The sequence below is a fragment of the Nocardia barduliensis genome (genome assembly GCF_013315795.1).
In the GTDB taxonomy this organism is placed as follows: domain Bacteria; phylum Actinomycetota; class Actinomycetes; order Mycobacteriales; family Mycobacteriaceae; genus Nocardia; species Nocardia barduliensis.
In genome coordinates this window covers 30,879-54,492 of the sequence record NZ_JABLTE010000002.1, presented here as the reverse complement: position 1 = coordinate 54,492, position 23,614 = coordinate 30,879, and the positions used below count along the sequence as shown (strand labels likewise).

The window sequence follows — 23,614 nt, the reverse complement described above, 5'->3', positions numbered from 1 at the left end:
TACATGAACGAAGGAGGCGCGCCCGCCGTGCAGAGCGAAACAGGCTCCACCCGAGGCGAACTCGCGCCCAACGCGCACACCGAGCCGCCCACCCGCCCGTCCGAGTCGGCCCGGACGGGCGCGCCGCGAACCCGCGAGTTTCGCGCGAGCTTGTGGAAGCACAGCCGGGCGTCGCGGAGGGACGCGCCGAACGCCGATGCCCCGCTGCGCGTGACGGTCCGGGACGTGCTCGACTACTTCGCGAAATGCCCCGCCTGCGGATACCCCGCGCAGGCGTCGGCGACGGTGCGGGAACTGCGGGACGGACGGGTCGAGACGGAGGTTCGGCCCAGTTGCGGGCTCCCCTGCGGCTGGCAGGGAAGCCCCCGGGTCTCCATGAGCGGGACCGGCTAGGGTCCGGCGCGGCAACAACCCGCACCCGTGCGGCGCCCGGACCGACCGGGCGCCTTTCGCCGTGCGCGTAAGCCTTCGCGTTCAGCCCGCCGCGACCAGGTCGGTGCCGCCCCACGGTCCGGTCAGCAGCAGCTCGCCACTGCGGAACGTCTCCGCGTCGGCGATACCGGAGGCCGGCGCACCGGCCGCCGCCAGGGCACAACCCTTGAACGCCTGCGCGGCGACGCTGAGCCGGTGATGAACCGCGCCCAGCCTGCGGTCGAGTTCCTCGGGCAGATCCTCACCCCACAGCGCGACTTCGATCAGACCGTGATCCAGACAGTCCAGCACGCCGTGCCGGACGCGGGCGTCGGCGGCGAACAGTTCCGGAGCCACCGCCACCGCGTGCGGCCAGGTGTCGTGCACCGGCGTGGCCAGCGAACCTTCGAGGTCCAGGACGGTGGCGCCGAGAATCTGCAACGGCCGCACGTCGGAGCAGTCGGCCAGCAGCACCGTCACCTCCCAGCCCGCCATCGTCCGGTCGCACAGCCAGCCGCCCGCGTGGCGCACGACGTCGACGGCCGTCGCGGCGACGACGGCGAGCCGGTACCGCAGTAGATGCTGCCGCGCGTGCGCGCGCCACCCCGCGACCGAATACGCTCCACCGACGCCTTGGTCTACGGAGTCGGAATATCGAGCAGCCATGCTCACCCTCCCTGCACTGGGCCCATCGGCCGATCTCGGGCGGTTGAGGCCCCGCCCCGCGGAGGCGACCGACTGTGGCCGGTAACACACTCTCGTGCAATGAAAGGTAGCTTCTCTTTCGCAGAGAATCAATACTCGTGCCGCTACCGGACGAGCCCTTCGCACCACCGCAGGCGCCACACGGATCGCCCCCACTTGCGGGGGCCGCGGCGGAACAAACCCGGCCTACCCGCACATTGACTACGCGGCAACGCTTTGGAAATGTGATAGTCCGATACGAGAGTTAAGTTCTCTTAACTGACAGGAGAAGGCCGATGACTCTGCCTCCGTTGCCGCAGGACCAATGGGACGACGCGGTGGACGCCGCGCTGTCCCGCATGCTGCCCGCCGAACGCCGCAACCCGCGCGCGGCGGGAAACGCACTCGCGACGATGGTTCGCCACCCGGCCCTGACGAAGGCGTTCCTGAGCTTCAACGTCCATCTGCTGTTCGGGTCCACGCTGACGCCCCGGCTGCGCGAACTCGCCATCCTGCGGGTCGCCCACCAGCGTGGCTGCGAGTACGAATGGCATCACCACACCCGGATGGGCGCCGAGGCCGGGCTCACCGAGAGCGATATCGCCGCGGCCCGAGGATCGGCAGCCGCCACGGACGAGTTCGACCGCCTGCTGTTGCGGGCGGTGGACGAACTCATGGAGAAGTCGGCGCTGTCCGAGGAGACCTGGGCCGACCTCGGCGAACGCCTCGACGAGCGGCAGCGTATGGATCTCGTCTTCACAGTCGGTGGATACACGACGCTGGCGATGGCCTTCAACACCTTCGGCGTCCAGGTCGAACACTGACGTCGGCGCCGACCCGGAGTTCCTGGCGAGTTCGACGGGTCGGCACCGGGTGACAGCGATCAGCCGCGCGGCAGACCGAGCACGCGCTCCGCGATGATCGTGCGCTGGATCTCCGAGGTGCCGCCCGCGATGGTGCCGGCGAAACTGCGGATGTAGCGCTCGAACCAGCCGGACGAGAAGTGATCCAGATTCAAGGGATTCGGGCGGGAACTCATGGCGGGGTGGGCGAGCCCGTCGACCCCGACGGCATTCAACGCCTGTTCCGACGCCGATTGCACGGCTTCCGAACCGAGCACTTTCAGGATCGACAGGGCCGGCACGTCCTGCTCGCCGCGCGCCTCCCGCGCCAAGGCCGCCGACCCGAGCAATCGCAGGGCATGCGAGTCCATCACCAGCTTCGCGTACGCGTCGCGGTCGAGCACGGTCCGGGGGCGGAAATCTCCGAGCAGGTCCTCGAGCCGGTCGGCGTACCCCAGCCACAACAGGGTCCGTTCGTGACCGAGCGAACCGGTGGCCACCGACCAGCCCTGGTTCGGCGCACCGATCAGGTTCGCCGCGGGGACACGGACGCCCTCGAAGTAGACCTCGTTGAAATCCAGGTCGTCCGGGGAGCACACCGAGGGGAACGGCCGTCGGGTGACCCCGGGCGTGTCGGTCGGGATCAGCAGAACGCTGATCCCGCGGTGCTTCGGGGCGGTGGGATCGGTGCGGACGAAAGTCAGCAGCACGTCGGCGTCGTGTGCGCCGGAGGTCCACACCTTCTGCCCGTCGACCACGTAGTCGTCTCCGTCCCGCACCGCTCTGGTGCGCAGTGATGCCAGGTCCGACCCCGCTCCCGGCTCGCTCATCCCGAGCGCCGCGGTGATCTCGGCCCGCAGGATCGGCACCGCCCAGCGCCGCTTCTGCTCCTCGGTGCCGAACGACAGCAGCGATGCCGCGACGATCCCCACGCCTTGCGGGTTGAAGCTGTGGTAGATCCGCCGCTTGGACAGTTCCTCCAAGTGCACGTACTGCTGCAACACCGTGGCGTCGCGCCCACCGAACTCCGGCGGATTCGCAGGCAGCAGCCACCCGTTGTCGAACAGCAGACGTTGCCACCGCCGCGCCCATTCCGGCACGTGCGCACTGGATTTCGAACGCTCCGCCGCCTCGGCCTCGCTGGGCAGATGCTCGGTCAGGAACGCGACGAACTCGGCACGGAACGCCTCGACGTCGGGATCAAAGGTGAGCTGCACGGTACTCCTCCACGATGAGCGCTCGATGCTCGGCCGCGCCGCCGAGCATCAGCTCGCCCGCCTTGGCCCGCTTGAGCGCGAACTGCAAGTCGTTCTCCCAGGTGAAACCCATGGCGCCGAACAGTTGGATGCCGTGGCGGAAGACCAGCGCCTGGCACTCCCCCGCCGCGGCCTTGGCCATGGACGCGGCCATCCGGCGCCGCGGATCGTCCGCGGCCAGGCACAGCGCGGCGAAGTAGCCCAGCGCCCTGGCCCGCTCGATCGCGATGTGCATGTCGGCGGCCTTGTGCTGCACCGCCTGGAACGAGCCGATGACGGTGTCGAACTGACGGCGTCCGCGCACGTGCTCGATGGCGAGGTCGAGGATGCGCTGACAGGCGCCGACAGTGGTCAGCGCCAGACCGGTGAGCGCGTGCTGCCGAGCGCGTTCGGGATCGGCCTCGCTGCGGTCACCATCGCCGACCCGCACGCCGGCGAAGCTCACCTCCGCGACGTGCAGCACCGGATCGAAGACCGAGACGCGTTGTGTGGACACCGCCGCGGCGGGCACGACGAACACACCGGCATCGGTGACCACGGCGAAGCGCTCGGCCCGGTCACCGTCGAGCACATTGTGCGCCGTGCCGTCCAACCGCCATCCCGAGCCGTCACGCCGCGCGACGACACCGGAATAGACCGCGGCGCAAGGCCGTTCGATCCGCCCCGCATCCGGGACGAGCGGCGCGAACTGGGACGTCGAGGCCAGGAAAGGGGTGGGGTCGGTGGCGCGGCCCAATTCCTCGAGCACGATGCCCAATTCGACGGCGAGAGCCGGATCCGTCAGCTCGCTCCAGCCGACGTCGACGTAGGTCTGCCACAGCGAGCCGGGTTCGAGATCCTTGTCGACGATGTCCCGAATCAGCGCGGGTGGGCACTGCTTCGCCGTGACCTCCCGCGCTGTCTCGCGCAATAGTCGCTGGTCGGCGTCGAACTCGAACAGCATGTCGACCTTCTTCCCTGTCGCAGCATCGCGTGCACTGGACAGAGAATATCATTCTCATTTTAGAAAGTCGCGATCCGATCATTGCCGTAGGTCAGACGGCGCGCGCCTCGGAGATCCGGCTCGTCGCCCGCTCGAGCGCGGCGTTCACGTCTCGCACGAAGCCGAGCAGCGTCCGCAATGTCGCGTCGTCGTCCGGCAGCCCTTCGTCGAGGGCGGCGAGTTCCCCGTACAGCGGAGCCACCGCCACCTCGGCCCGGACCGCGACGAGTTCGACCCGCACCCGCCGCCGGTCTTCCGCGTCCCGGCTGCGCCGCACATATCCCGCCCGTTCCAATCGGTCGACCACCGTGGTGATCGCGCCGCCGCGGGTGATGCCCAGCCGGTCGGCCAACTGCCCCGGGGTGAGCGGACCCAGCATGCTGAGCAGGTTCAGCGCACTGAGGTCGGTGACCGTGATGCCGAGCCGCGCCGCGACCGCCGAATGGAACACCACCGTCTGAGTGGCCTGCTTCCGCAATTCCTCGCGTAGGGCGCCCAAGGTCTCGTCCCGCCCGCTCGATGCCGCCATCGCGTCTCCCTCCATCAGATCTCTCTATGTTCGAGATACTCCGAGAGCGAGAATAACCGCGGTATGGGGAATGCGGTGGGACTCGCGCGGTGAGCGCGTCGAACGTGGTCCGCGCGCGAGTTCGGGCGCTTGCGGACGACTCCGCGTAGCGAGGTAATGGAAGGAGGCGGATGCGAATCCCGCCCGCTGCCGAGTCCCCGATTCGGCGGCCCGCATCCGCCGGCAACCGAATCCGCCGGAAGGGGGGCGCCCGGCACTCACGACAGCGAGGTGCGTCATGAACGAGAAGGTGCGTGCGACGGCATCAGCCCTGGCGATCGCCTCCGGCATCGCCATCGGGTCGGGTACCGCCTCGGCCGAACCGGCGGCCATGGAGCCGCGGCAGGAAGCCATGGCCGGATTCTCGGCCCCACCGTGCTTGCCCTTGATCCTCCCGCCCGCCGTGAACGTCAACGCGTTCTTGATCTGCCTCGCCTGACGTTCGCGCCTCGAACCGGTCGGCAGGCACAGACTCGGCCTCGACGAGAGAAGGCCCAACCCGGCGCCCAGAAACCGGCGGTGGGCGCGCAAACCTGGCGAATCTCCTCCCGGCGCATCGTCGGGTGATGCGCCGGGAGTCGAGTTCACCGTTCGATCACGCCGTGGGCGCGGGACTGAACACGCCGAAATGATTGCCGGAGGTGTCCAGCAAATCGGCTGATATCAGTCCGTCCGCGCTGGTGACAGGCGCGGTCAGCACTTCGGCGCCCAGGGCCTTCGCTGCCGCCACGGTGGCAGCGACATCTTCGACGACCACCATGAAGGTCGCGTGATTGGCCGCGCTGTCCGGGGTGTGCGCGACGCCACCGCTCGGTACCTCGCTGCCGGAGTAGTGGATCAGTTCGTACCCGTCGTCGCTCGGGTACGGGCTGAAGGACCAGCCGAACAGCTCGCCGTAGAACTCCTTGATCTGCTCGGGCTTGTCACTGCCGACCTGGAACCAGGTCACCGTGTTGTACGGAGGAGTGCTCATTGATCATCTCCGGAATCTCGGGGTCGTGGTCTTGCCGAACCACGATCTCCCGCCCCGGCGACAACCCCCTGTCGGTGTTTCCGAATCAGCTCTACAGCGCGACGACCCGAAGCCCGGTATCCGGAATGTCCCAGGCCGACCCGTCGAACGGGCGGTGCGGCGCGGACAGTTCGGTCGTCGCCGCCGACGTGATCCGGTCCAGACGGAAACAGCGCGGGCTGTCGCGCAGCCTGCACCGAGCCGCCAGGTACCAGCCGTTGACCCCGTGCACCAACGCGAACGGCTCGACTTCGCGTTCGGTATGCGCGCCGAACCGGTCGAGGTAGCCGATCCGCAGCACTCTGCCGATTTCGATGGCTCGTTCGATCACCGCCGGGATCTCGCGGTCGGCCTGTGCGTCGTCGCCGGACAGCAATCGGATCCGCCCGGCGAGATCGCGTGCGGCGACCGCGTCGCGTTCCGGCAGCACCGCCACGATCTTGCGCAGTGCGCTGTGGCCCGCCCGCTCGAACGGGCCACCACGATGGCGGGCCAGCGCGACCGCCAGCGCGACGGTCTCGGCAGGTGTGAGATTCAGCGGCGGCAAGGACATGCTTTTGTCCAGCGCGTACCCGCCGCGCCTGCCGACATCGGCGTAAATCGGAATACCGGCCTGCTGCAGCGCGCAGATATCCCGTTCGATCGTCCGGACGCTCACCTCGTACCGCTCGGCCAACTCGCGGGCGCTGCGCAATCGCGGCGAGATCGCCCGCAGCTCTTCGACTATCGCGTACAGCCGATCGGTCCGGTTCACGCGGTCACCGTAGCGCCGCACACCGACACATCCCGCTCACTTCTCAGCTCCACGGAATCCGATGCCAGGATTCGCTCGGAGCGTGTTATTCACCCCGCCGGGCTCTCGCGCGTCGCTTGCCTTCGTGCATGGCTTGCACCCGGGCCACCGGAATCGTGTGGCCCTCCTCGACCAGGTCCTGGGGAAGATTTTGCGGGGCGGGCATTTCCGTCTTCCAGGGGTCGTCGTCGCCGATCAGCCCGGGCACGGTCCGCAGCGTGAAATCGGCCGGTGTCACGTCATCGAGGTCCGACCAGCGCAGCGGGAAGGACACGGTGACGCCCGGCCGGATACGCGGGCTGTAGGCCGCGGCCACGGTGGCACCGCCGGCGCGGGTCGCATCGAGGAAGACCCTGCCGTGGCGGTCTTCGCGAATGAAGGCGGTCGTGCCGACGGAGGGATCGAGGCGTTCCGCACGGGCCGCGACCGCCCGCGTGGCCGCGGCGGCGTCCTCGACACCGATACCCCCCGCCACCGGTACGAAGATATGCAGCCCTTTGGACCCGCTCGTCTTCACTGCGCCCGCCAACCCGTCGGCGGCCAGCGCATCCCGGATCAGCCGCGCACCGGCCACCGCGTCGGCGAAGGTCTGGCCCGGTGACGGATCGAGATCGAGCACGAGATGTGTGGGTTCCGGTGCGGAATCCGCGAGGAACAAGGTCGGGTGATACTCGACCGCCCGCTGATTACCGAACCAGATCAGCGTCCGCAGGTCATCACAGAGCGCATAGGAAATCTCGCGCCGCGAACTCTCCGCCCACACCGTCACCCGCCGAACCCACTCCGGCGTGTACTTGGGCAGATTCTTCTGCATGAAAGGGTCTTGTCCCGGCCGAACACGCACCACCGACAGCGGCCGGTCACGCAGCACCCGCACCAGCCGCTCCCCTACCGCCTCGAGATAGTCCACCAGATCCCGCTTGCTCGCCTCAGCTCCCTCGAACAGCGGCTGATCGAGATTGGACAGCGCCACACCGTGACGAACCTCTTCCTGGCCCACCGGGCCACCATGCCCGCCCGCGCCATCCAGGTCAACCCGCCACCGCGCCGCGCGGTAACGATCCGGCGGCTTTCGGAAACGGACAGATATGGGTGTTCAAACTCGGACGCGAAAGGGAATTCAAGCCTCAGGCCTCGCACCGTGAGACCTGAGGAGGACCCCATGGACGAGCCGGTGTGCACCGATTGCTGGCGCCGTGACAACCTCAGCTTCGCGCAACGACTGGACCCCGCGTTCATCTCGCCCGGTCCGGTACATCGATGCGCGGCGCACCTGACCCAACAGCAGGAGCCACCCGGCGACCCCGGGCGCACCCCGCAGGCCGCGTAAGCCTCGTCGCGCGAGGAGTCGGGACCGCGCGGCCATCCTGTGGATGTTCGTGCGGCGGCAACGCGGGTGGTGCCTTGCACCGGTCCTCGGGTCAGCGCGTCGCCCACGCGGACTGCGCCCGGCCGATCCGGAGCACTGTGGCCGTCAGGCAACCGGCGGCCACGGTGAACAAGACGGTGGCCCCCGTGCGCAGCGCGCTGTAGAGGAACAGGGAGTCGATGTCGGAGTCCGTCATCGACTGGATGGTGGCGTCGTCGTCGGGCAGCTTCAGCGAGCTCGCCCAGAACACCACCCAGGCCAGGATCCACGCGGACCACCAGACCACGATCAACGCGAGGTTTCGACTCCGTGCCGCCGAAGCCCGGTCCACGTCACCGACGAACACCGCAGGAAACCACAGCGATACGACAGGCACCACCCAGGACCAGATCGCCCACGGTCGCGCCAGCCGGTGCGTCTGCGCGGAGAAACCGTCGGCGTTCGCCCGGGCCCGCCACAGCCAGGTGATCAGGAGCACCCAGGCCACCAGCATCGCCGGGAAGGAGAACAGCCACAGCGCCGCCTCGATCGGGAGCAGCGTGTCGCGGGCCGACTGGTAATCGGCCTGGTCGATCGCACCGTCGAACCGCGCCGCCACCGTCCGGTAACCGATCCACCGCAGGACGACAGCCGTCCACTGCATGAGGACCACCAGCGCGGCCACGAAAACGAAAGCCCACCCGAGCCCTTGGACAGCTCGGAAACGCCCGGATTGCAATTGCATATCCCGCCCCTTTTCCGTTCGTTCACACCGTAGTTCACCGCCGGGCGGGGGCGCACGAGATTCGCTGCGGGGCAGAAGTATTGATGCCCGCCCGTCCGTTCACCGAGGGGCACCGGCATAACCGGGCGCTGACTTTCACCATCTTCACCCAGGACAGCCGACACACGATCACCGCAATACGGCAGAGACATTCCATGCCGATCGCGCCGGAGTTCGCGCGGCGGCCACCCGCCATTGGCGTGTCGGCCGTTGCCCGCCGAATCGTTCGAATGCTAACTTGCTCGGCGCACCGAGTATTCGACTGTGGGGGTTGTGATGACCAGGACGACCAAGCTGGTGTTGGGCGGTTTCGCCGTCGCCGTGTCAACCTTTGTCGGAGCCGGGGTCGCTTCGGCGGACGAGTCGCAGCCCTGGGAAGGTGACCACACCCCGATCACCTCGCAGATGTGCGTCGACGGCGGAGGCGTCCTCGACGGACTCATCTGTCGTGGTGGTCTCTACGAGGGATTCATCGTCGCCCTCTGACATCCCGCGCTGTCGAACACCTTCCCAGCAGGCGTACGCGCAACTACGAAGATCGATGAGTGCTATGTGCTGCAACCATATCGGCAGCGTCGATGAACTGACGAGGTGAAGGTGCGAACCAGGCGGCTTCGAAATAATGCTGTGCTTATCCGGACCGTCGGCTGACCAAGCCGTTACGGCGCCGCCCGGGTCGCGCGCCTGGGTTCAGCGGCTCCGGCTCGACACCGATCATTTGCCCGGTTCGGCATCCAGTTTCGATGTCTTGTCGGGTCCGGCCTGCCGACCGGTCGGCGGGTACTCGCAGTCGACCTGCGTCACGTCGATGTCGCGGGCTTCGGTGTCGTTGTCGCCGCCGTGGCGGGCTTGAACGGTGTAGACGACGGTACAGGCCCGTCCGTGACCGTCGGTGAAAGTCTTGTAGTACATCTCGTCGTCGGGCGGAGCAGACTCACACCCGGCAGTGGCGACAGCGACGCAGGCAAGTGCCGCCACCGCCAAGGCGCGGGATCTCATACGCATTTCGCGATGCTATCGCGAGATTCCTTCTATCGCAGTCGAATTCCGTTGCGCGACGCGGCGTTCGCCCGGTCCGGCGCAACCACGCCTCGCCCGCAGGTATGCGTCCGGTGCGAGGTCACCGTGTAGGAGCCGTCATATCGACCGGGTGGTCGCCGTTGGACAGGGCGGTGACCACGCAGGTGCCGAGCGTTCCGAGACGGTCGTAGAGGGTGGCGGTGCCGATCGAGATGCCCTCGGCAGGCACGGCGTCCTCGGCGCGCAGGCCGAGTTCGCAGTCGACAGGCGGGCGCGACAGGGTCATCGTCACGTCGGCGTTGATGTAGCCGACGCCGCGAGAACCCCAGTGGCACACCTGGTTGGTGAAGTCGGCGACCATGGCGGCGTGCTGGAACGGGGTCAACGGCTCGCCGGCCACCAGCGGCAGCACCATCGCCACCCAGCAGATCTTGCGGTCGTCGTTCTGATGGTCGGCGCCGTCGCGGTTCCATTCGCTGTCGCCGCTGCGGAACAGCGGCATGTCACCGACGGCCATGGCGCCCTCCGGCGGCGCAGGCAGCTCGTCACCCGCGCTCCACACCTGTCCCGGCGGTGGGGTGCCGGGGCTCAGGAACAGGGCGGTGGCACGGGCGCGCACCCGATCGTTCTGCACGATCGCGGCATCGGCCACGGTGATTCGCCTGCCCCGGCGCACCCGCTCGCCGCGGACCGTGATCGGCCGGTCCAGTACCGGCCGGAACAGATCCACGGTCAACCGGGCGGGCACGAATCCGTCCGGACAGCACGTCTCCAGTTCCCGCGCCAGCAGCCCGGACACCGGCGGACCGCCGAGATGGTCGCTGTTCCACACACTTCGTGCGATCCGATCGGCGACCACGACGTCGCCGTGACGAGTGAAGAAGCCAACCACAGAACCACCTCCGAGAATGATATTCTCATGCTAGCCGCACGCCGCCTAAGCCGGTGCGGCGCGGTGACCAATGCCGTTGGGGCGCCTCACAAGTCGTTCACAGTTCGGGTTTGCCGGTGAAGATCATTTCCGCCAGAAGAAGTGATGGACCACCCCACTCGGGCTCGGTATCCGCTCCAGATGGAAACGGTCGACGAGCTCGTCGGGGCTCGTCCACAGCCTTTCCCCGCGACCGAGTTCAGCCGGCGCGACGGCGATGTGCAGCGTGTCGATCAGATCGGCCGCGAGGAACTCCCGGACCGTGGTGACACCGCCGCCGATCCGCACGTCCTTGCCCTCGGCGGCCTCGAACGCCTGCGCCAACGCGTCCTTCGCGGACGCATCGACGAAATGGAACGTGGTGTCTCCCAGCGTGATCGAGGGCCGCTCGTAATGCGTGAGGACGAACACCGGGGTATGGAACGGCGGTTCGTCGCCCCACCATCCCTGCCAGTCGTAGTTCTCCCACGGTCCACGCTGCGGGCCGAATTTGTTCCGGCCCATGATCTCGGCGCCGATGTTGTTGGTGAAGTCGCGAGTGCAATAGTCGTCGAGGCCGTAGGTGCCCCCGGGTTCGGTCCGGGTGGGCCAGTGCGCGGTGGCGCCCGCCCAGAAGAAAAGCGCACTCGGATCGGCGTGACCAAATGGGCGGTCGAGGCTTTGCCCCTCCCCGGCGCCGTATCCATCGCTGGACACAGTGAAGTTCTGAACGCGGACCAACTGTGGCATCGAAACCCTTTCTGGTTGCAATCTGCAATCAGTTAGAAACCTACCTGGACTGATCTCACGATGCAATCGGTTGGCAACTCCAGGCCGCGAACGAAGAGTGCTCGTACCGTTCGAGCAACGATCGAAGGTCGCGACACCAGGGCCGTCTTCAACCTCACTCCGGGGGAGCAGGAGTAACGTCGGCCCAACCTCGACTTCACGGTCGGGGAACGTTTCACAGTCACTGCGGCTCCGGCCCTGCACCGGGGCCGCAGTGCTGGAACCTCTCACCTCGCCGCGCCAGCCTTCCAGCGTTCAGCGCCGACCCAGCTGTCGTACCCCTCGCCCAGCGCCGTGTCCATAACCTCGCCCATAACGGAGCGCTCCTACCCGAGGGGTGACCAACGCACTTGGAGGTGCGTACTTCCCGCTGGGAAGTTACCCCCCGATAGTTATCAGGGACAACGACCGAACATCAGCAGCGAGGAGACCCCACCATGAGCAAGTCCACCTTCCGCACCGCCTTCGTCCGTACCCCGGGCGGCCCCGACTCGATCGAGATCGCCGAGGTTCCCGTCGTCGAGCCGGGGCCGGGTGAGGTCCGGGTCGAGATCGCCGCCGCCCCGGTCAATCCCGTCGACCTCGCGGTCGCCGGCGGCGTCTTCCATGGCATGGGGTTGATCGATCAGCCCGACCGCACGGGCTTGGGCTGGGACTTCGCCGGCGTCGTCGTCGCCACCGGTCCCGGCGTCGACGTGGCAGTCGGCGCCCGGGTCGCCGGGCTGGTGACCGGCTTCGACCGTGACTTCGGCACGTATGCCGAACAACTCGTCGTGGCGGCCGCCGATCTCGCCGTCGTGCCCGACAACCTGGATCTGATCCCGGCGTCGACGGTGCCGCTCAATGGCCTGACCGCGGCTCAGATCCTGGATCTGCTCGGCGACGCGCCCAGCGACGGCAATCGTTTGCTGGTGACCGGGGTGGCCGGCGCGGTCGGCGGATACCTCGCCGCGCTCGCGCCCGGCCGCGGCTGGCAGGTGACCGGTCTGGCCAGATCCGAGGACGAGCAGTTCGTCCGCGGTCTCGGCGCGGGCTTCACCACGCACCTCGAGCCGGGCTGGGACGCGGTCGCCGACGCTGCCGCGCTCCAGGATCGGGGGCTCGCGCTGGTCCGCGACGGCGGGACGTTCGTCGGCGTCCGGCCGAACGCGGAACCGGCCGCGGAGCGCGGGATCGCCGTGCACGCCGTGGCCGTCCGCCCGGACGGCCCGCGACTGGCCGAGTTGCTCGGCCGCACCGCGTCCGGCGAGCTGCCCGCCCGAGTGCACGCGGTGCTACCGCTGGACCAGGCCGCCGACGCCCATCGGGCAGTGGCGAAGGGCGGGGTGCGCGGCCGCTTCGTGCTCCAGCCCTGACCGGTTCACCGTCTCGCCGGGCTCGGATCGCCCAGTCCGGCCGGGGTGACTCGCGGCTAGCCGTCGAGCGCATCGGTGAAGCCTTCCGTGTAGCCGAGGACGAGCAGCCGCTGCCGCGAGATCAGTGAGGCGAGTTCCGGCCATCCGGTGGCTTCCCCGGCTCCGTAGAGGTGCACGAGGTCGGTGACGACAGCGCGCGCCTCTTCCATGGTCGGGGCGGCCGGGCGGTCGAAGGCGAGCAGTGCCGCACCGATCCCGAAGTGGCGGTAGCCGTGCGCCGCCATCCGCCGCACGACGGCGTGGTTCTGGAATACGTCCCAATCGCCGGTGAAGTAACCGTTCGGAATCCCGGCGATCGTGAGGTCGTCAGCGGCGACAGGCACGCGCTGGACCAGCACCACGTCATCGAGCGCACGGTCCGGGGTTCGATTCACCTCCACCAGCGCCGCCACCTGCGCCGCGCCCCCGGTTCGCGTTGCTGCCAGCGCATCCCACCGGATGCGGTGCGCGTGATCCTCGAGTGCCGCGGCGATGTAGGCGGTCCGCGCGTTGTCGATGCGGTGCCTCGCGACCGGATCCTGCTTGTCGTCCTCGACCTCCTCGAACCAGAGCCGGTCGTCCTCGGCGGCGTGCATGCTGGTGTAGAGACACTGGTCGACGTCATCTAGCGTGCACAGCAGCCGCGCGGGACCATGCGCGACGCGTAGTTCGTCGAGAACGGCGAGCAGTTCCGAGAACGACTCGACTCCCTCGAGTCGCGCCACCGTGTTGGTATTCAAGCGGCCCCGCACGATCGGTCCGGGGATTGGGAATCGCGTCACTCGCATGCTGGTGATCTTCCGCGCTGAGCAGCGAGTCGGATCCACGCCCTCGGCGTCGTCACCCGCGCCACCGACAATCCCGCGGAGACTCCACAACCCGGGTCGGCCGATTTTGGGAGGTTTCGTAAGCACGTGGGCTGACGTTGACAGGTGGTCAGAGCCGCCTTAGGTTTCATCGCGCCGGTGCGGAAGTCTCGGCGACACAACTGCTCCGCTGTCGTGACGAGAGGTCGTCGATGTCGACACAATCGTTGGCGAACCATGGCCGGTTCGGTAGACATCGTGCGGGTGTTCTCCGGTTCCTGAGATCCGGCACGCTGACCATCGCTCTGGTCGTCGCGGCCGCCGCGCCGAGCGCGACAGCGCAACCGAACGGCCTGGAGCGTACCGAGTCCGTCGTGGTCTCTTCCTCGCCGATCACGTCGGTGGTGGAATCGGTGGTGAGTGTGCGTATTCCACTCTCGGCCGCGGCCGGGCCGCATCCAGCTGCCTGCGACCGGCTGTCGTATCTGCGCTACCGGGACGCCGCGGGCCCGGCGCGCTCGGCGGACGCCGACGCCGTTCTGGTGGCGCAGCCGGGGATCTTCGAAGGGGCGGGCGCGTTCGACAGTGTCGCTCGCAATACCGTCGCCGCGGCGGCGAGGCAGGGCAGGCACCTCGAGTTCTGGGCGCTGGACCGCCGCTCCAACTGCCTGGAGGACGATTTCGGCAGGCAGGCGGGTTTGGCGGCGAACGACGTGCACCTCGCCGTCGACTACTACTATCGCGGCGCGGAGATCGGCGGCCGCCGTTTCGGCGGCGTGGTGCCCAACGACCAGCTGGGCTGGCTCGGCCATATCGGTGTCGCGCAAACGGTTCAGGACCAATACGATCTGCTCACCGCCGAACTGCCGGACCCGCAGGTGCGCAAGCGAAAGGTGCTGTGCGGCGGTCATTCCCTGGGCGGCGTGATCACCGGATTCTTCGCCGAGTGGGACTTCGGCGGCGCCGCGGGCGCCGATCAGTGCGCAGGCTATTTCGCCCTCGACTCCTCGATCGACACCTCGCTGTCCGCGCTCAACGGCATCCCCGACATGCTCGACCTGTCCGTCGGCGGCATCGGCTCGGCGGGCGCCGCGGCCGCGCTCGACGCCGGTGTGCTGCCACGCGTGCTGGCATTGCCCGCGGTGATCAACCCGGAGACGATGAACCTGCTCGGGATCGCCGGGCTGGCCGCCTATCTCGCGCCCGACGCCGAATCCGACCTGGCGCGGTATGTGCCCGGCAGTCTCAACCAGGAGGCCACCTACCGGGTCTTGATGTCGCGGAACGTGGCTGCCGCCGCGACCGGCTCGCCGTCGGTGCGTGATTTCCGGGTCACCAACGCGGCTGCGCTCGGGGCGTTCCTCGACGCCAACTCCCAGCCGCTGGCGTTGCTGCAAGCCGGATTCGGATTCTTCGACGGCGGGACGGTAGCGGACAAGGACTTCCCGGTTCCCGGCGATGTCGCCGCGGTTCCGGCGTTGCGCGGGCTCACCGGCATGCTGTTCGGTCCGGATCGCAAAGCGATCCCGGATCAGCCCAACGGCCCGCTCTATACCTGGCGCGACTACGACGAGACAGCAGCGGCCGCTTCGGACCGGCACGGCGCACCGTTCACCGACGCGACACATGAGGTCACCGATATCGCCGACCTCTCGCGCAGCCTGGCAGCGCAACCGCTGGACTTCACCGAGTGGTACTTCCCGACGAAACTCTCGCTGGACGTCTTCCAGTCGCAGGCGCCCGAGATCACGCGTCACCGCACTCATCCCGGCGGCATACTCGCGAATCCGACCATCAACCTGATCGGCGGCGCCGGAGTCGTCCTCGCGACAGGGTGGCGTGGTCACGGCGAGACCGTCACCGCACCCGGATACCACCACCTCGACGTGCTCACCGCCGCGGCGAGGCAATCCGGCGGGCAACCGGAAATCATCTCCACCAATCTGGCCCGCTTCGCCCTCGAACGCGTCGACCGCCCCTGACCCGGCGGCCACCGCTCCCCCCGGGCAGATCGATCACGGTCTCATGAGCCGAGCGAGGCGGTCCCACGCCGGGGACGAGGCCCCGGGCTGGGACTGCGCGGCCAGCCGGGCCATGGCCGGGTCGGCGACGGGGCGGGTCTCGGATCGGCTGTGGTGACCGGCGAACCAAGTCCGCGTTCGGTCGGCGAGAGCGGGAAGACGAGGATCGTCCGGTGACCAGTCGTAGGCGGTGTCGTGTTCGAGGTAGAGGGCACGGAATTCCGGATCGGCCATCAGCTCGCGCTTTTCGGCGATCCACACGGCGGCGTCCTCGGGTGAGGCCGTCTGCATGAGGATCCAGCCGTCGCGTTCCAGGCGGATGTGGCGCTCGCTGACGCCGAGTTCGCGGAGATCGTCGAGGTAGTCGGCGGCTTCCGGAGAGACGAAAAGCCGGTCGCCGCCGCGCAACTGGGCGAGTTGCTCGCGGGTTCGCCGCAGCCGCGCGACGCGGTCCCGGAGTTCGCGATCGATCTCGGCGATGGCCGCGGTGAGCGCCTCCGGGTCGGCGTCGAGGAGTTCTTTGATGCGGGCCAGCGGCACGCCCGCATCGGCAAGCGTCCTGATCTTGACGAGGTCGACGGCGTCTCGGGCGCTGTAGCGCCGGTAGCCGGACGAGTCGCGGTCCGGCTCGGCGAGCAGACCGCGCTCGTGATAGTGGCGGATGGCTTTGATGGTCACTCCGGCGTAGTCCGCGAGCTTGCCGATGGTGATCATGGGGACATCCTTCCACTCGGCCGTCGGGTCGACGGTCAGGCCCGTCGGGTCAAGCGGCCGCCGCCGTTGCGGAAGCGCGCCCGGCCGTCTCGGACGTCGTGGTAGGAGACCAGCAGCAGTCGCAGGTATCCGTCGAACGTCTCGAGCGGGTATCCGGCGGGTGCGAAAAGGCCGGGCGCGATCGGCACATAGCGCTGTGGCGGGGCGGAGGTCGCGCCACCGGCGAACGCGGTGAAGATGCGCTCCTGCGATTCGTCCGCCGGTTCGTAGGTCATCCGCTCCTCGAGCTGGCCGTCGACGACGCTCACCTCGACGCGCAGCTGGTCGGAACGATAAGTGCCCACATACGGCGTGAGGTCGACATCCTGCGCTGATCCGGTCACCAGCGGCGGGATGCGGACGCCGAGGTGCTCGCGCAGCAGACTCCGCAGGATCTGGTCCTGCAACATGATGGCGCCCGGGGTGTTGCCGAACGCGGCGAAGACCAGGTCGTGTTCGGGGACGACGCACAGGAGGGACACGCCGCCGGGCGAGGCACCCGACATGGCCAGGACCGTCGTGTCGCCGAACGGGTACCGCACCCAGCCCAAGCCCATCGGCGGGACGTTCGGGGTGGCCATGTCATAGGAGACCTGCTGCATCAGCGCGGTCGACTCGGCTGAGAGGACACGTGCGCCGGAGGGGGACACGCCGCCGGCGAGGTGGGTCCGGCCGAAGGCGAGCAGGTCTGCGATGGTGCCGATCGGCGTGCCCCCGGCAGGTCCCCAGGTGTCGGGCAGCATGAACATGCCGGTGGGCTCGGCCGCCATGGTCTCCGGGTTCAGGAAGTGCCCGATCGCGGTGCTGCGGAGAATGGCCTGCTCGGCCGAGGTGCTCGAGTGCGGCATGCCGACGGGGGCGTAGATGTCGCGCTCGAGCAGAGCGGGGAAGGGCACGCCGGTCACGACTTCCAGCAAGCGGCCCGCGACGATCATGCCGCCGTTGGAGTAGCTGAGCTGCTCGCCGGGTTCGAACAGTGCGCCGCCGCTCGTGGCGAGCCCGTCGACATAGGTCTTCAGGGCATCGCGGCCTGCGGCGTCGGGGAAGAACAGATCGGCATCGATGCCGTTGGTGTGCGAGATCAGGTGCCGGACAAGGATCTTCTCCGCCGCGCCCGGCACGGACAGGGCGAATTCCGGCAGGTACCGAACCACCGGCGCGTCGAGGTCGAGCGATCCGCGCTCGACCTGCTGGAGGACCAGCGTGGTGGTCAGGACCTTGGTCACCGAGCCGAAGAGGAATCCGGTGTCCTCGAGCATCGGCGCGCCGGTGGCGACGTTCGCCGTGCCGTGCGCGACGACGACCTGCTCGCCGGCGTGGTGGACACCGGCGACGAACCCGGGGACATGCTCGGATTCGCAATAGGCGGCGGCCTGCTCGCGGATCCGGGCTTCGATGGTGTGCAGCGCGTTGTCGTTCATGCGGACCATGGTCGAACCTTGCCCCTAGGGCAAGGTCAAGTCCGCGACCGGAGAAGGTCGACCAGGCCGTACCTGGCGGTACCGCCCGCCATGGAGACGGTGCACCGCATGATCGTCGGGTCCGCGCCGGAGGCGGCAACTCAGGAACGGTGCGACGGTGCGGCAGTCGGCCGGACCGCCCCGTTCACCGTGTCTTCACCCGGAAGTGGCCGTACAGCGGAAGGATGACACCGTGCGGAAACTATGGGCAGCAGGTGCGGTGATGGGGCTTGCGGCCGGAGTCCTGACGGCCGGAGCGGGTCCGGCGTCGGCCGGTGGTCCGGCGGCGTTCGATCTGCAAGCCCATCGGGGCGGGCTGGGGCTGGTCGCGGAGAATACGCTGCCCGCGTTCGCGAACGCGTTGGAACTCGGCGTGCGCACGCTGGAGCTGGACGTGCAGATCACGGCCGACGGATACGCGGTTGTCACCCACGATCGAGATCCGAGCTCGGCGAAGTGCGTGGACACGGCACCTCCCGTTCCGGGCGACCCGAAGTTCCCCTATGTACCGGCGACCACCTACATCCGGGATCTGACCCTGGCACAGGTGCGCACGATCGACTGCGGTTCGGTGCCGTCCGCCGATCACCCCGAGCAGCGCAGGGCGCCGGGAGCGCGAATGCCGTTGCTGGCGGAAGTGTTCGACCTGGTGCGCGCATATCAGGCCGATGAGGTGATGCTGAACGTCGAAACAAAAGTCGAAGCGGGCGCCCCGGAACAGACCGCGCCGCGCGAGCAATTCGTGGACGTCGTGGTGGCGGAGATCCGCCGGGCGGGAATCGAGCGGCAGGTCACCGTTCAGAGCTTCGACTTCGGCACGCTGATGCTCTTTCGGCGGGTGGCGCCCGATCTTCCGGTCATCGCCTTGACCGATGGTCAGCCGAAGTTGCGAGCCGGGGAACCCGACGGCTCGCCGTGGCTTGGCGGGATGGATATCGACGACTTCCCGGGATCGCTGCAGGAGAAGTACGTCGCGGCGGCGGCGTCCCTCGGTGCCGCCGCGGTGTCACCGGTGCACGGCACTCCGCAGAACGGCGCCGTCACCGACCCCGGCTATCAGCCGTTCACCACGATCGACCTCGTTCGCGCCGCCCACCGCCACGGCATGCGCGTGGTGCCTTGGACGGTCGACGATCGTCCCACCATGACCGCCCTGCTCGACATCGGCGTGGACGGCCTCATCACCAACCGGCCCGACGTGCTGCGCACCCTGCTGTCCGACCGCGGCTACCGGCTGCCGCGGCAATATCACCGGCCCTGAAGCAGCCGAATCGCCGCTGCACCGGTCGCACGGCCACGAGGGCTTCGGCAGCCGAGCGAAGCGACACCGTCGACCAGCACACGCCGAACCATCAGCGGATGACGACAGCCCCGGCGAAAGTCGTTGTCAGGCGAGCGTTTTCAGCAGTTCGTCCGCCACACCCGCCGAGGACGCCGGGTTCTGCCCGGTGATCAGATTGCGGTCCACCACCACGTTGGGATGCCACGGATCACCCTCGCGGAAGTCGGCCCCGATGGCGACGAGCCGATCCTGCAACAACCATTCGGCTTTCTCCGCGAGGCCCGCCTGGCTCTCTTCGGCGTTGGTGAAGCCGGTCAGGGTGTAGCCCGCGAAGCTGTTCGCTCCGTCGGCTCCAGTGGCGGCGAGCAGAGCCGCGGGCGCATGGCACACCACCGCCAGTGGCTTGCCCGAGGCAAGGGCGGTGGTGAGCAGCCGACCGGAGTCGGCGTCGACCGCCAGGTCCTCCATCGGCCCGTGTCCGCCCGGGTAGAACACCGCCGCGTAGTCGGCGAGATCCACTTGCGCCAGGTCGACGGGGTTGTTCAGCTCGGTGCTCGTGCGGATCACCTGCGCGCGATGGTCGGCGGTCTCCTGGCCGCCGTTGGCCTCGGGTGCGAGGCTGCTGTCGTCCACACTCGGTACGACACCACCGGGGGTGGCCACCACGATTTCGTGGCCCGCGCCCTTCAATTTCTCGAAGGGCACCACGAATTCTTCCGCCCAGAAGCCGGTCGGGTGCTTGCTTCCGTCGGCCAGAGTCCAGTGATCGGCTCCGGTCATCACGAAAAGGATCTTCGACATCGTCTGTTGCCTCCGTCGTCCGGAACCCGGGGAGCCGGGTTCGGTCATCGAGTCCTGTCGCGCCGGTCGAGTGCTGCCGGAACCCGCACGCCGGGATTCCGCGGCGGCGACACTATCGACGCTAGTCTTCCGGATCCATCGGATACCGATGAGATCGGCGATTCGGACATCGAATCGCCGATGGATTGCCAGACGTGGATGTGACATCGGCCTCGCGCTCACCGACCCCTGCGCCGCCGCCGAACGCAGTTCTGCACCATTCCCGTTTCACCTTTGCCGTGCACCCGGCGATGCCGAGACCTCGCCTCGCCACCGCCGCGGGAGGTGCGGGCCACCCGATGCCGTCCTCCCCGCCTGACCTGGGCTTGCATCGGGGCCATACTGGACCGGTGACAGAGATGGGTCAGTGCGAGCAGGAGACTGCGCGCAATATGCTCGGCGGTTGCCCCGATATCGGCAGCTTTCGCTTCTGGTTCGCCGACCAGCGGTGGGAATGGTCCGACGACACGGCCGCGATCTACGGGTACGCGCCAGGCGAGGTCGAGCCGTCGACCGAACTTCTGCAAAGCCACCAGCACCCCGACGACCGCAAGCGGGTCGCCGCCGCGCTGGCCGACGCCACCGAGACCGGTACGCCGTTCTGCAGCAGGCACCGGATCATCGATACCGAAGGAGAGACGCACGACCTGATCGTCATCGGCGACCAGCTGTTCGACGAGCAGGGCAACGTGGCCGGCTCCACCGGTTACTTCCTCGATGTCACCGATACGCTCGAGGGCAACCTCCAGGAAGCCCTCGACGACCTGCTGCCCGACGTGATCGACGCCCGCGCCGTGATCGAGCAGGCCAAAGGGATCGTGATGTTCGTCTACGGCGTCAACGCCGATCACGCGTTCCGGGTGCTGCGCTGGCGCTCACAGGAAACCAACATCAAGATCCGCACGCTGGCCGAGCAGCTCGTCGCCGACGTCGTCGCGATGGGGGGTGCGCTGGTTCAGCAACGCACCCACTTCGACCATCTCCTGCTGACCATCCACCACCGTGTGATGCCCGATGAGCCCGTCGTGGACTAGCAAACCCGCCCGACCGATCCGCTCGCCGTAGCCGCCGAGCGGATCATTCCCTTGGTACGCATCAGGAACTCACCGAGATAGCTGTCGTGCGGCACCCCGGGGCGCAACCAAGTGGTCGGATTGTCACCCAGGTACAGATTGGTGATCGTCGGCTCGTCCAACAGTGCGTCGATGAGTTCGCGCCGCTCCGTCATCGCGGTGAGGACGAGCGAATCGCGCAGCGGGCCGACACCGTCGGCAGGTGACCACGGACCCACCCACACGCAGGGAAAAGCCAGTTCCACACCCAGCTGCGGCGCACTGCTGCTGTCGACGAGGTGCACCGCCGGACGCAGCACCGCCGCGCCCGACGACAGCTCCTCGATGATGGTGTCGCCGCCGAGCAGCGGACGCGCCGCACCGGCGACCTGGTGCAGGTAGCGGTCCATCGCCGCCGCGGATTCGGTGGGCTGGACGGTGAGGATCGCGTCCGGGTGCTCGGGCGGCAGACTGGGGATGGCCCCCAGTTCCGCGGCGAGCGCCCGTGCCAGCGGTTCCGGATCGCCCTCCACCAGGACCGAGGTGGTGCAGGTGCACGCCGTTCCGCCCAGGTGGCTCACCGATTCGGCGATCAGCGCCACCTTCTCTCGCCAGTCCACGTCCGAGGTCACCAGGATCTTGGAGCGTCCCGGCCCTTGGGTGAGCACCCGCGCGCTGCCGCCGTACTTGTCCACCACGTCCTGCCCGCCGTAGACGATCGCGAAATCCGATTCCGCGACCAGTACGTCGGCGGCCTCGTAGTCGGTCGGCAGCAAGGTGACCAGTTCCGGCGGCAGACCCGCCATGCGCAGAGCGCTGACCAGGCGAAAGGCCGTGTACGGTTCCCGCGTCGACGGCCGCACCGCCACCTTGTAGCCGAGCGCCACCGCCTCGGGCCACAAGCCGTGCACCGCGGGCGTGTTCCCGGCCGCGTGCACGGCGAACAGGTCGCCCTTGCGAGTCCAGACGGCGCAGCCGCCGAGGGTGCGCCGGTCCTGCCAGTCCGCGACCGCGCCCTTCGGCATCGCGAACTCGAGGGTGGTGCGCTGCTCGCGCAACACGTCGGCCACCCACCGCACCGATTGGCGCACCACGGCCAGTGGCACACCCGAAGCCACGCAGACCAACCGCTCGTAGTCATCCGGACCGAGCCCGCCGATCTCGGCGTCGGTGAACAGATCGGCCGCCCGCTCCAAGACCGCGAACCGCTCGGCGGCGGGCAGCACGGGCGCCTTGCGCATGGCGGTGAGCGCCCGCCGCACGTACAGCGGCGGCACCTGGGAGATCTCGCCGATCACCGTGCCGGACAAAGTCGTCAGCGGTTTGCGATCGCGAGCGCGATAGCTGCCCTGCGGACCGAGCGCGTCGACGTACACGAAATCGTCCATCAGTACACTCCCTCGATCACTTCGGCGCCGCCGAAGGAGGTCATCGGCGCGACGTCGGCGACCGAACAGCCGAAACCGCCCTTCGGCGATTCGACCTTCATGGCCAGGTCCCGTTCCGGATTGTTCGGCAGCAGAGCGTATTTCGTGAGGTGGTGCATCACGACCTGGCCGCGCTCGCCGTAGCCGACCTCTGCACCGGTCTGCGGGTCGACCACCTCGAACGCCAGGTAGGGGCTCGGCGGGTCGAAGACCGGCAGCCCGTCGGGGCGTTCCTCGTCGCGCTCGCGCGACATGCCGAGGATGGTGGTGCTGCCGTAGAGCCCTTTGAGCGGGATGCCGGGGAAGATCTCCTGCCGGAAGATGTCGCGGGTGTCGGCGCTCATGTGCGCGCCGCTCCAGCAGATGAACTTGATCTTCCGGCGGATCTGCTCCACCAGATCGTCGCGGCGCGCGATGCGCTCCAGCAGCGGCGGTGTGGTGATGAGGATGCCCACCGACTGGGTGGTGAGGATCTGCGCGACCTGGTCGACGACGTGCTCCGCGTAGCGCTCGGTGTTCTCGGTGTCGCCGCGCGCGATCATCTGCTTGATCCAGCGCGGGTCGAGATCGATGGTGAACCGCACGCCGTGCTGCCTGCGCGCCCGGCGTTCGGCGAACTCGCCGAACATGTGCGGGCCGCTCGGCGCCACGGCCAGGGTGTTCACCGTGCCGAGTCCGGCGTAGTGGTGCTCGTCCCAACCGAGCGCGAACTCCATCCAGCGGTCGAACATGACGAAACGTTTCGGCGCACCGGTGGTGCCGCCGCTCTCGTAGATGCCCGCGATGACGCGATCGGCGCCTTCCAGCCCGCGCGGAATCAGATCCTCGACCGCGACGGTGCGGAACTCGTCGATGACGTTGGGGAAGCGGCGCAGATCCGCGAACGTCCGGATGTCGGCGACCGGGTCGAAATCCAGCGTCCGCGCACGGCGCAGCCAGTACGGGCTACCCGTCTCCTCGCTGAAATGCCAGGCCAGCACGGCGCGCAGATACTCATGCGCGTCGATCATCGCGTAGTCGTGCGCGGCGAGGTCCAGGATTACGGGGCGCATGCGCGGCCTCCAGTGATGTGCCCCGAAGCGGGGTATTCAGCTCGAACGCCGCAATCTTCTCCCGGCCCGGCCGACGACCAACGCGGTGACTCGCAGTTCGATCCTCCGATAGGACACGCTTATGGAGC

The 23,614-nt window shown here is 68.3% G+C and carries 26 protein-coding genes; 9 read left to right on the top strand and 17 right to left on the bottom strand.

Annotated features, from left to right (window positions below):
* Positions 1-3 precede the first annotated feature (3 nt).
* Positions 4-393 carry a hypothetical protein gene (locus tag HOV91_RS01565; protein WP_174183596.1) on the top strand — a complete coding sequence of 130 codons (390 nt, stop codon included), beginning with the start codon at positions 4-6 and terminating at the stop codon, positions 391-393.
* A gap of 81 nt (positions 394-474) precedes the next feature.
* On the opposite strand, the gene HOV91_RS01560 is transcribed toward HOV91_RS01565, so the two are convergent.
* Positions 475-987, bottom strand: a complete 513-nt coding sequence (locus HOV91_RS01560) for a hypothetical protein (RefSeq protein ID WP_174183717.1) — start codon at positions 985-987, stop codon at positions 475-477.
* A 404-nt stretch (positions 988-1,391) separates the two neighbouring features.
* Between HOV91_RS01560 and HOV91_RS01555 the strand changes: the two genes are divergently transcribed.
* Positions 1,392-1,919 (top strand): carboxymuconolactone decarboxylase family protein, encoded by a 528-nt coding sequence (locus HOV91_RS01555; RefSeq protein ID WP_174183595.1) that lies wholly within the window; start codon positions 1,392-1,394, stop codon positions 1,917-1,919.
* A 59-nt stretch (positions 1,920-1,978) separates the two neighbouring features.
* Here the strand turns inward: HOV91_RS01555 and HOV91_RS01550 are convergent, their stop codons facing one another.
* From HOV91_RS01550 to HOV91_RS01540, 3 genes are all read right to left on the bottom strand, one after another.
* Positions 1,979-3,154, bottom strand: a complete 1,176-nt coding sequence (locus HOV91_RS01550; protein ID WP_174183594.1) for an acyl-CoA dehydrogenase family protein — start codon at positions 3,152-3,154, stop codon at positions 1,979-1,981.
* Positions 3,138-4,136, bottom strand: a complete 999-nt coding sequence (locus HOV91_RS01545; protein ID WP_174183593.1) for an acyl-CoA dehydrogenase family protein — start codon at positions 4,134-4,136, stop codon at positions 3,138-3,140. Before HOV91_RS01545 ends, HOV91_RS01550 begins: the two co-directional genes overlap by 17 nt.
* Before the next feature lie 91 nt (positions 4,137-4,227).
* Entirely contained in the window at positions 4,228-4,704 is a 477-nt protein-coding gene (locus HOV91_RS01540) for a MarR family transcriptional regulator (RefSeq protein WP_174183592.1), read from the bottom strand.
* Positions 4,705-4,981: 277 nt separating this feature from the next.
* Between HOV91_RS01540 and HOV91_RS01535 the strand changes: the two genes are divergently transcribed.
* A complete protein-coding gene (locus tag HOV91_RS01535) occupies positions 4,982-5,182 on the top strand; it encodes a hypothetical protein (protein ID WP_174183591.1) in 201 nt (66 codons plus the stop codon).
* 156 nt (positions 5,183-5,338) lie between these two features.
* Here HOV91_RS01535 and HOV91_RS01530 read toward each other — a convergent pair whose 3' ends face one another.
* The 3 genes from HOV91_RS01530 to HOV91_RS01520 form a co-directional block, all read right to left on the bottom strand.
* On the bottom strand, positions 5,339-5,716 hold the full coding sequence (locus HOV91_RS01530; protein WP_174183590.1) for a VOC family protein: 378 nt from the start codon (positions 5,714-5,716) through the stop codon (positions 5,339-5,341).
* A 91-nt stretch (positions 5,717-5,807) separates the two neighbouring features.
* Positions 5,808-6,509, bottom strand: coding sequence for a helix-turn-helix transcriptional regulator (locus HOV91_RS01525; RefSeq protein WP_174183589.1), 702 nt, complete (start codon positions 6,507-6,509; stop codon positions 5,808-5,810).
* 85 nt (positions 6,510-6,594) lie between these two features.
* The gene (locus HOV91_RS01520) at positions 6,595-7,548 is read right to left on the bottom strand and encodes a DNA polymerase domain-containing protein (protein WP_174183588.1); all 954 of its coding nucleotides are present in this window, start codon (positions 7,546-7,548) and stop codon (positions 6,595-6,597) included.
* A gap of 162 nt (positions 7,549-7,710) precedes the next feature.
* On the opposite strand from HOV91_RS01520, the gene HOV91_RS01515 reads away from it, so the two are divergent.
* Positions 7,711-7,878: a hypothetical protein gene (locus tag HOV91_RS01515; protein ID WP_174183587.1), complete on the top strand. Its 168-nt coding sequence runs from the start codon at positions 7,711-7,713 to the stop codon at positions 7,876-7,878.
* 91 nt (positions 7,879-7,969) lie between these two features.
* On the opposite strand, the gene HOV91_RS01510 is transcribed toward HOV91_RS01515, so the two are convergent.
* Positions 7,970-8,641, bottom strand: a complete 672-nt coding sequence (locus HOV91_RS01510) for a DUF4328 domain-containing protein (RefSeq protein ID WP_174183586.1) — start codon at positions 8,639-8,641, stop codon at positions 7,970-7,972.
* A 315-nt stretch (positions 8,642-8,956) separates the two neighbouring features.
* Between HOV91_RS01510 and HOV91_RS01505 the strand changes: the two genes are divergently transcribed.
* Positions 8,957-9,166 carry a hypothetical protein gene (locus HOV91_RS01505; RefSeq protein ID WP_174183585.1) on the top strand — a complete coding sequence of 70 codons (210 nt, stop codon included), beginning with the start codon at positions 8,957-8,959 and terminating at the stop codon, positions 9,164-9,166.
* A 228-nt stretch (positions 9,167-9,394) separates the two neighbouring features.
* On the opposite strand, the gene HOV91_RS01500 is transcribed toward HOV91_RS01505, so the two are convergent.
* From HOV91_RS01500 to HOV91_RS01490, 3 genes are all read right to left on the bottom strand, one after another.
* Positions 9,395-9,685 carry a hypothetical protein gene (locus HOV91_RS01500; RefSeq protein WP_217439243.1) on the bottom strand — a complete coding sequence of 97 codons (291 nt, stop codon included), beginning with the start codon at positions 9,683-9,685 and terminating at the stop codon, positions 9,395-9,397.
* 115 nt (positions 9,686-9,800) lie between these two features.
* The gene (locus HOV91_RS01495; protein WP_174183584.1) at positions 9,801-10,592 is read right to left on the bottom strand and encodes an acyl-CoA thioesterase domain-containing protein; all 792 of its coding nucleotides are present in this window, start codon (positions 10,590-10,592) and stop codon (positions 9,801-9,803) included.
* Positions 10,593-10,715: 123 nt separating this feature from the next.
* Positions 10,716-11,360, bottom strand: coding sequence for a dihydrofolate reductase family protein (locus HOV91_RS01490; RefSeq protein WP_174183583.1), 645 nt, complete (start codon positions 11,358-11,360; stop codon positions 10,716-10,718).
* A gap of 476 nt (positions 11,361-11,836) precedes the next feature.
* Here HOV91_RS01490 and HOV91_RS01485 point away from each other — a divergent pair, with 476 nt between their 5' ends.
* On the top strand, positions 11,837-12,754 hold the full coding sequence (locus tag HOV91_RS01485) for an NADP-dependent oxidoreductase (protein ID WP_174183582.1): 918 nt from the start codon (positions 11,837-11,839) through the stop codon (positions 12,752-12,754).
* Between the two features lie 56 nt (positions 12,755-12,810).
* Here HOV91_RS01485 and HOV91_RS01480 read toward each other — a convergent pair whose 3' ends face one another.
* Entirely contained in the window at positions 12,811-13,533 is a 723-nt protein-coding gene (locus HOV91_RS01480; protein ID WP_174183581.1) for a hypothetical protein, read from the bottom strand.
* A gap of 278 nt (positions 13,534-13,811) precedes the next feature.
* Between HOV91_RS01480 and HOV91_RS01475 the strand changes: the two genes are divergently transcribed.
* Complete coding sequence (locus tag HOV91_RS01475; protein ID WP_246349675.1) at positions 13,812-15,581, top strand: hypothetical protein; 1,770 nt, start codon at positions 13,812-13,814, stop codon at positions 15,579-15,581.
* Between the two features lie 33 nt (positions 15,582-15,614).
* Here the strand turns inward: HOV91_RS01475 and HOV91_RS01470 are convergent, their stop codons facing one another.
* Complete coding sequence (locus HOV91_RS01470) at positions 15,615-16,334, bottom strand: MerR family transcriptional regulator (protein ID WP_174183580.1); 720 nt, start codon at positions 16,332-16,334, stop codon at positions 15,615-15,617.
* 35 nt (positions 16,335-16,369) lie between these two features.
* The gene (locus HOV91_RS01465) at positions 16,370-17,794 is read right to left on the bottom strand and encodes a serine hydrolase domain-containing protein (protein WP_217439242.1); all 1,425 of its coding nucleotides are present in this window, start codon (positions 17,792-17,794) and stop codon (positions 16,370-16,372) included.
* A 232-nt stretch (positions 17,795-18,026) separates the two neighbouring features.
* On the opposite strand from HOV91_RS01465, the gene HOV91_RS01460 reads away from it, so the two are divergent.
* Positions 18,027-19,094 (top strand): glycerophosphodiester phosphodiesterase family protein, encoded by a 1,068-nt coding sequence (locus HOV91_RS01460; RefSeq protein WP_312884424.1) that lies wholly within the window; start codon positions 18,027-18,029, stop codon positions 19,092-19,094.
* Positions 19,095-19,220: 126 nt separating this feature from the next.
* Here the strand turns inward: HOV91_RS01460 and HOV91_RS01455 are convergent, their stop codons facing one another.
* Positions 19,221-19,916 carry a type 1 glutamine amidotransferase domain-containing protein gene (locus HOV91_RS01455; protein WP_174183578.1) on the bottom strand — a complete coding sequence of 232 codons (696 nt, stop codon included), beginning with the start codon at positions 19,914-19,916 and terminating at the stop codon, positions 19,221-19,223.
* A gap of 398 nt (positions 19,917-20,314) precedes the next feature.
* On the opposite strand from HOV91_RS01455, the gene HOV91_RS01450 reads away from it, so the two are divergent.
* Positions 20,315-20,989, top strand: coding sequence for a PAS and ANTAR domain-containing protein (locus tag HOV91_RS01450; protein ID WP_174183713.1), 675 nt, complete (start codon positions 20,315-20,317; stop codon positions 20,987-20,989).
* On the opposite strand, the gene HOV91_RS01445 is transcribed toward HOV91_RS01450, so the two are convergent.
* Both HOV91_RS01445 and HOV91_RS01440 read right to left on the bottom strand, forming a co-directional pair.
* Entirely contained in the window at positions 20,986-22,395 is a 1,410-nt protein-coding gene (locus HOV91_RS01445; RefSeq protein WP_174183577.1) for an aldehyde dehydrogenase family protein, read from the bottom strand. The two genes, HOV91_RS01450 and HOV91_RS01445, sit on opposite strands and share 4 nt — an antisense overlap.
* Positions 22,395-23,486: an AMP-binding protein gene (locus tag HOV91_RS01440; protein WP_174183576.1), complete on the bottom strand. Its 1,092-nt coding sequence runs from the start codon at positions 23,484-23,486 to the stop codon at positions 22,395-22,397. Before HOV91_RS01440 ends, HOV91_RS01445 begins: the two co-directional genes overlap by 1 nt.
* Positions 23,487-23,614 lie beyond the last annotated feature (128 nt).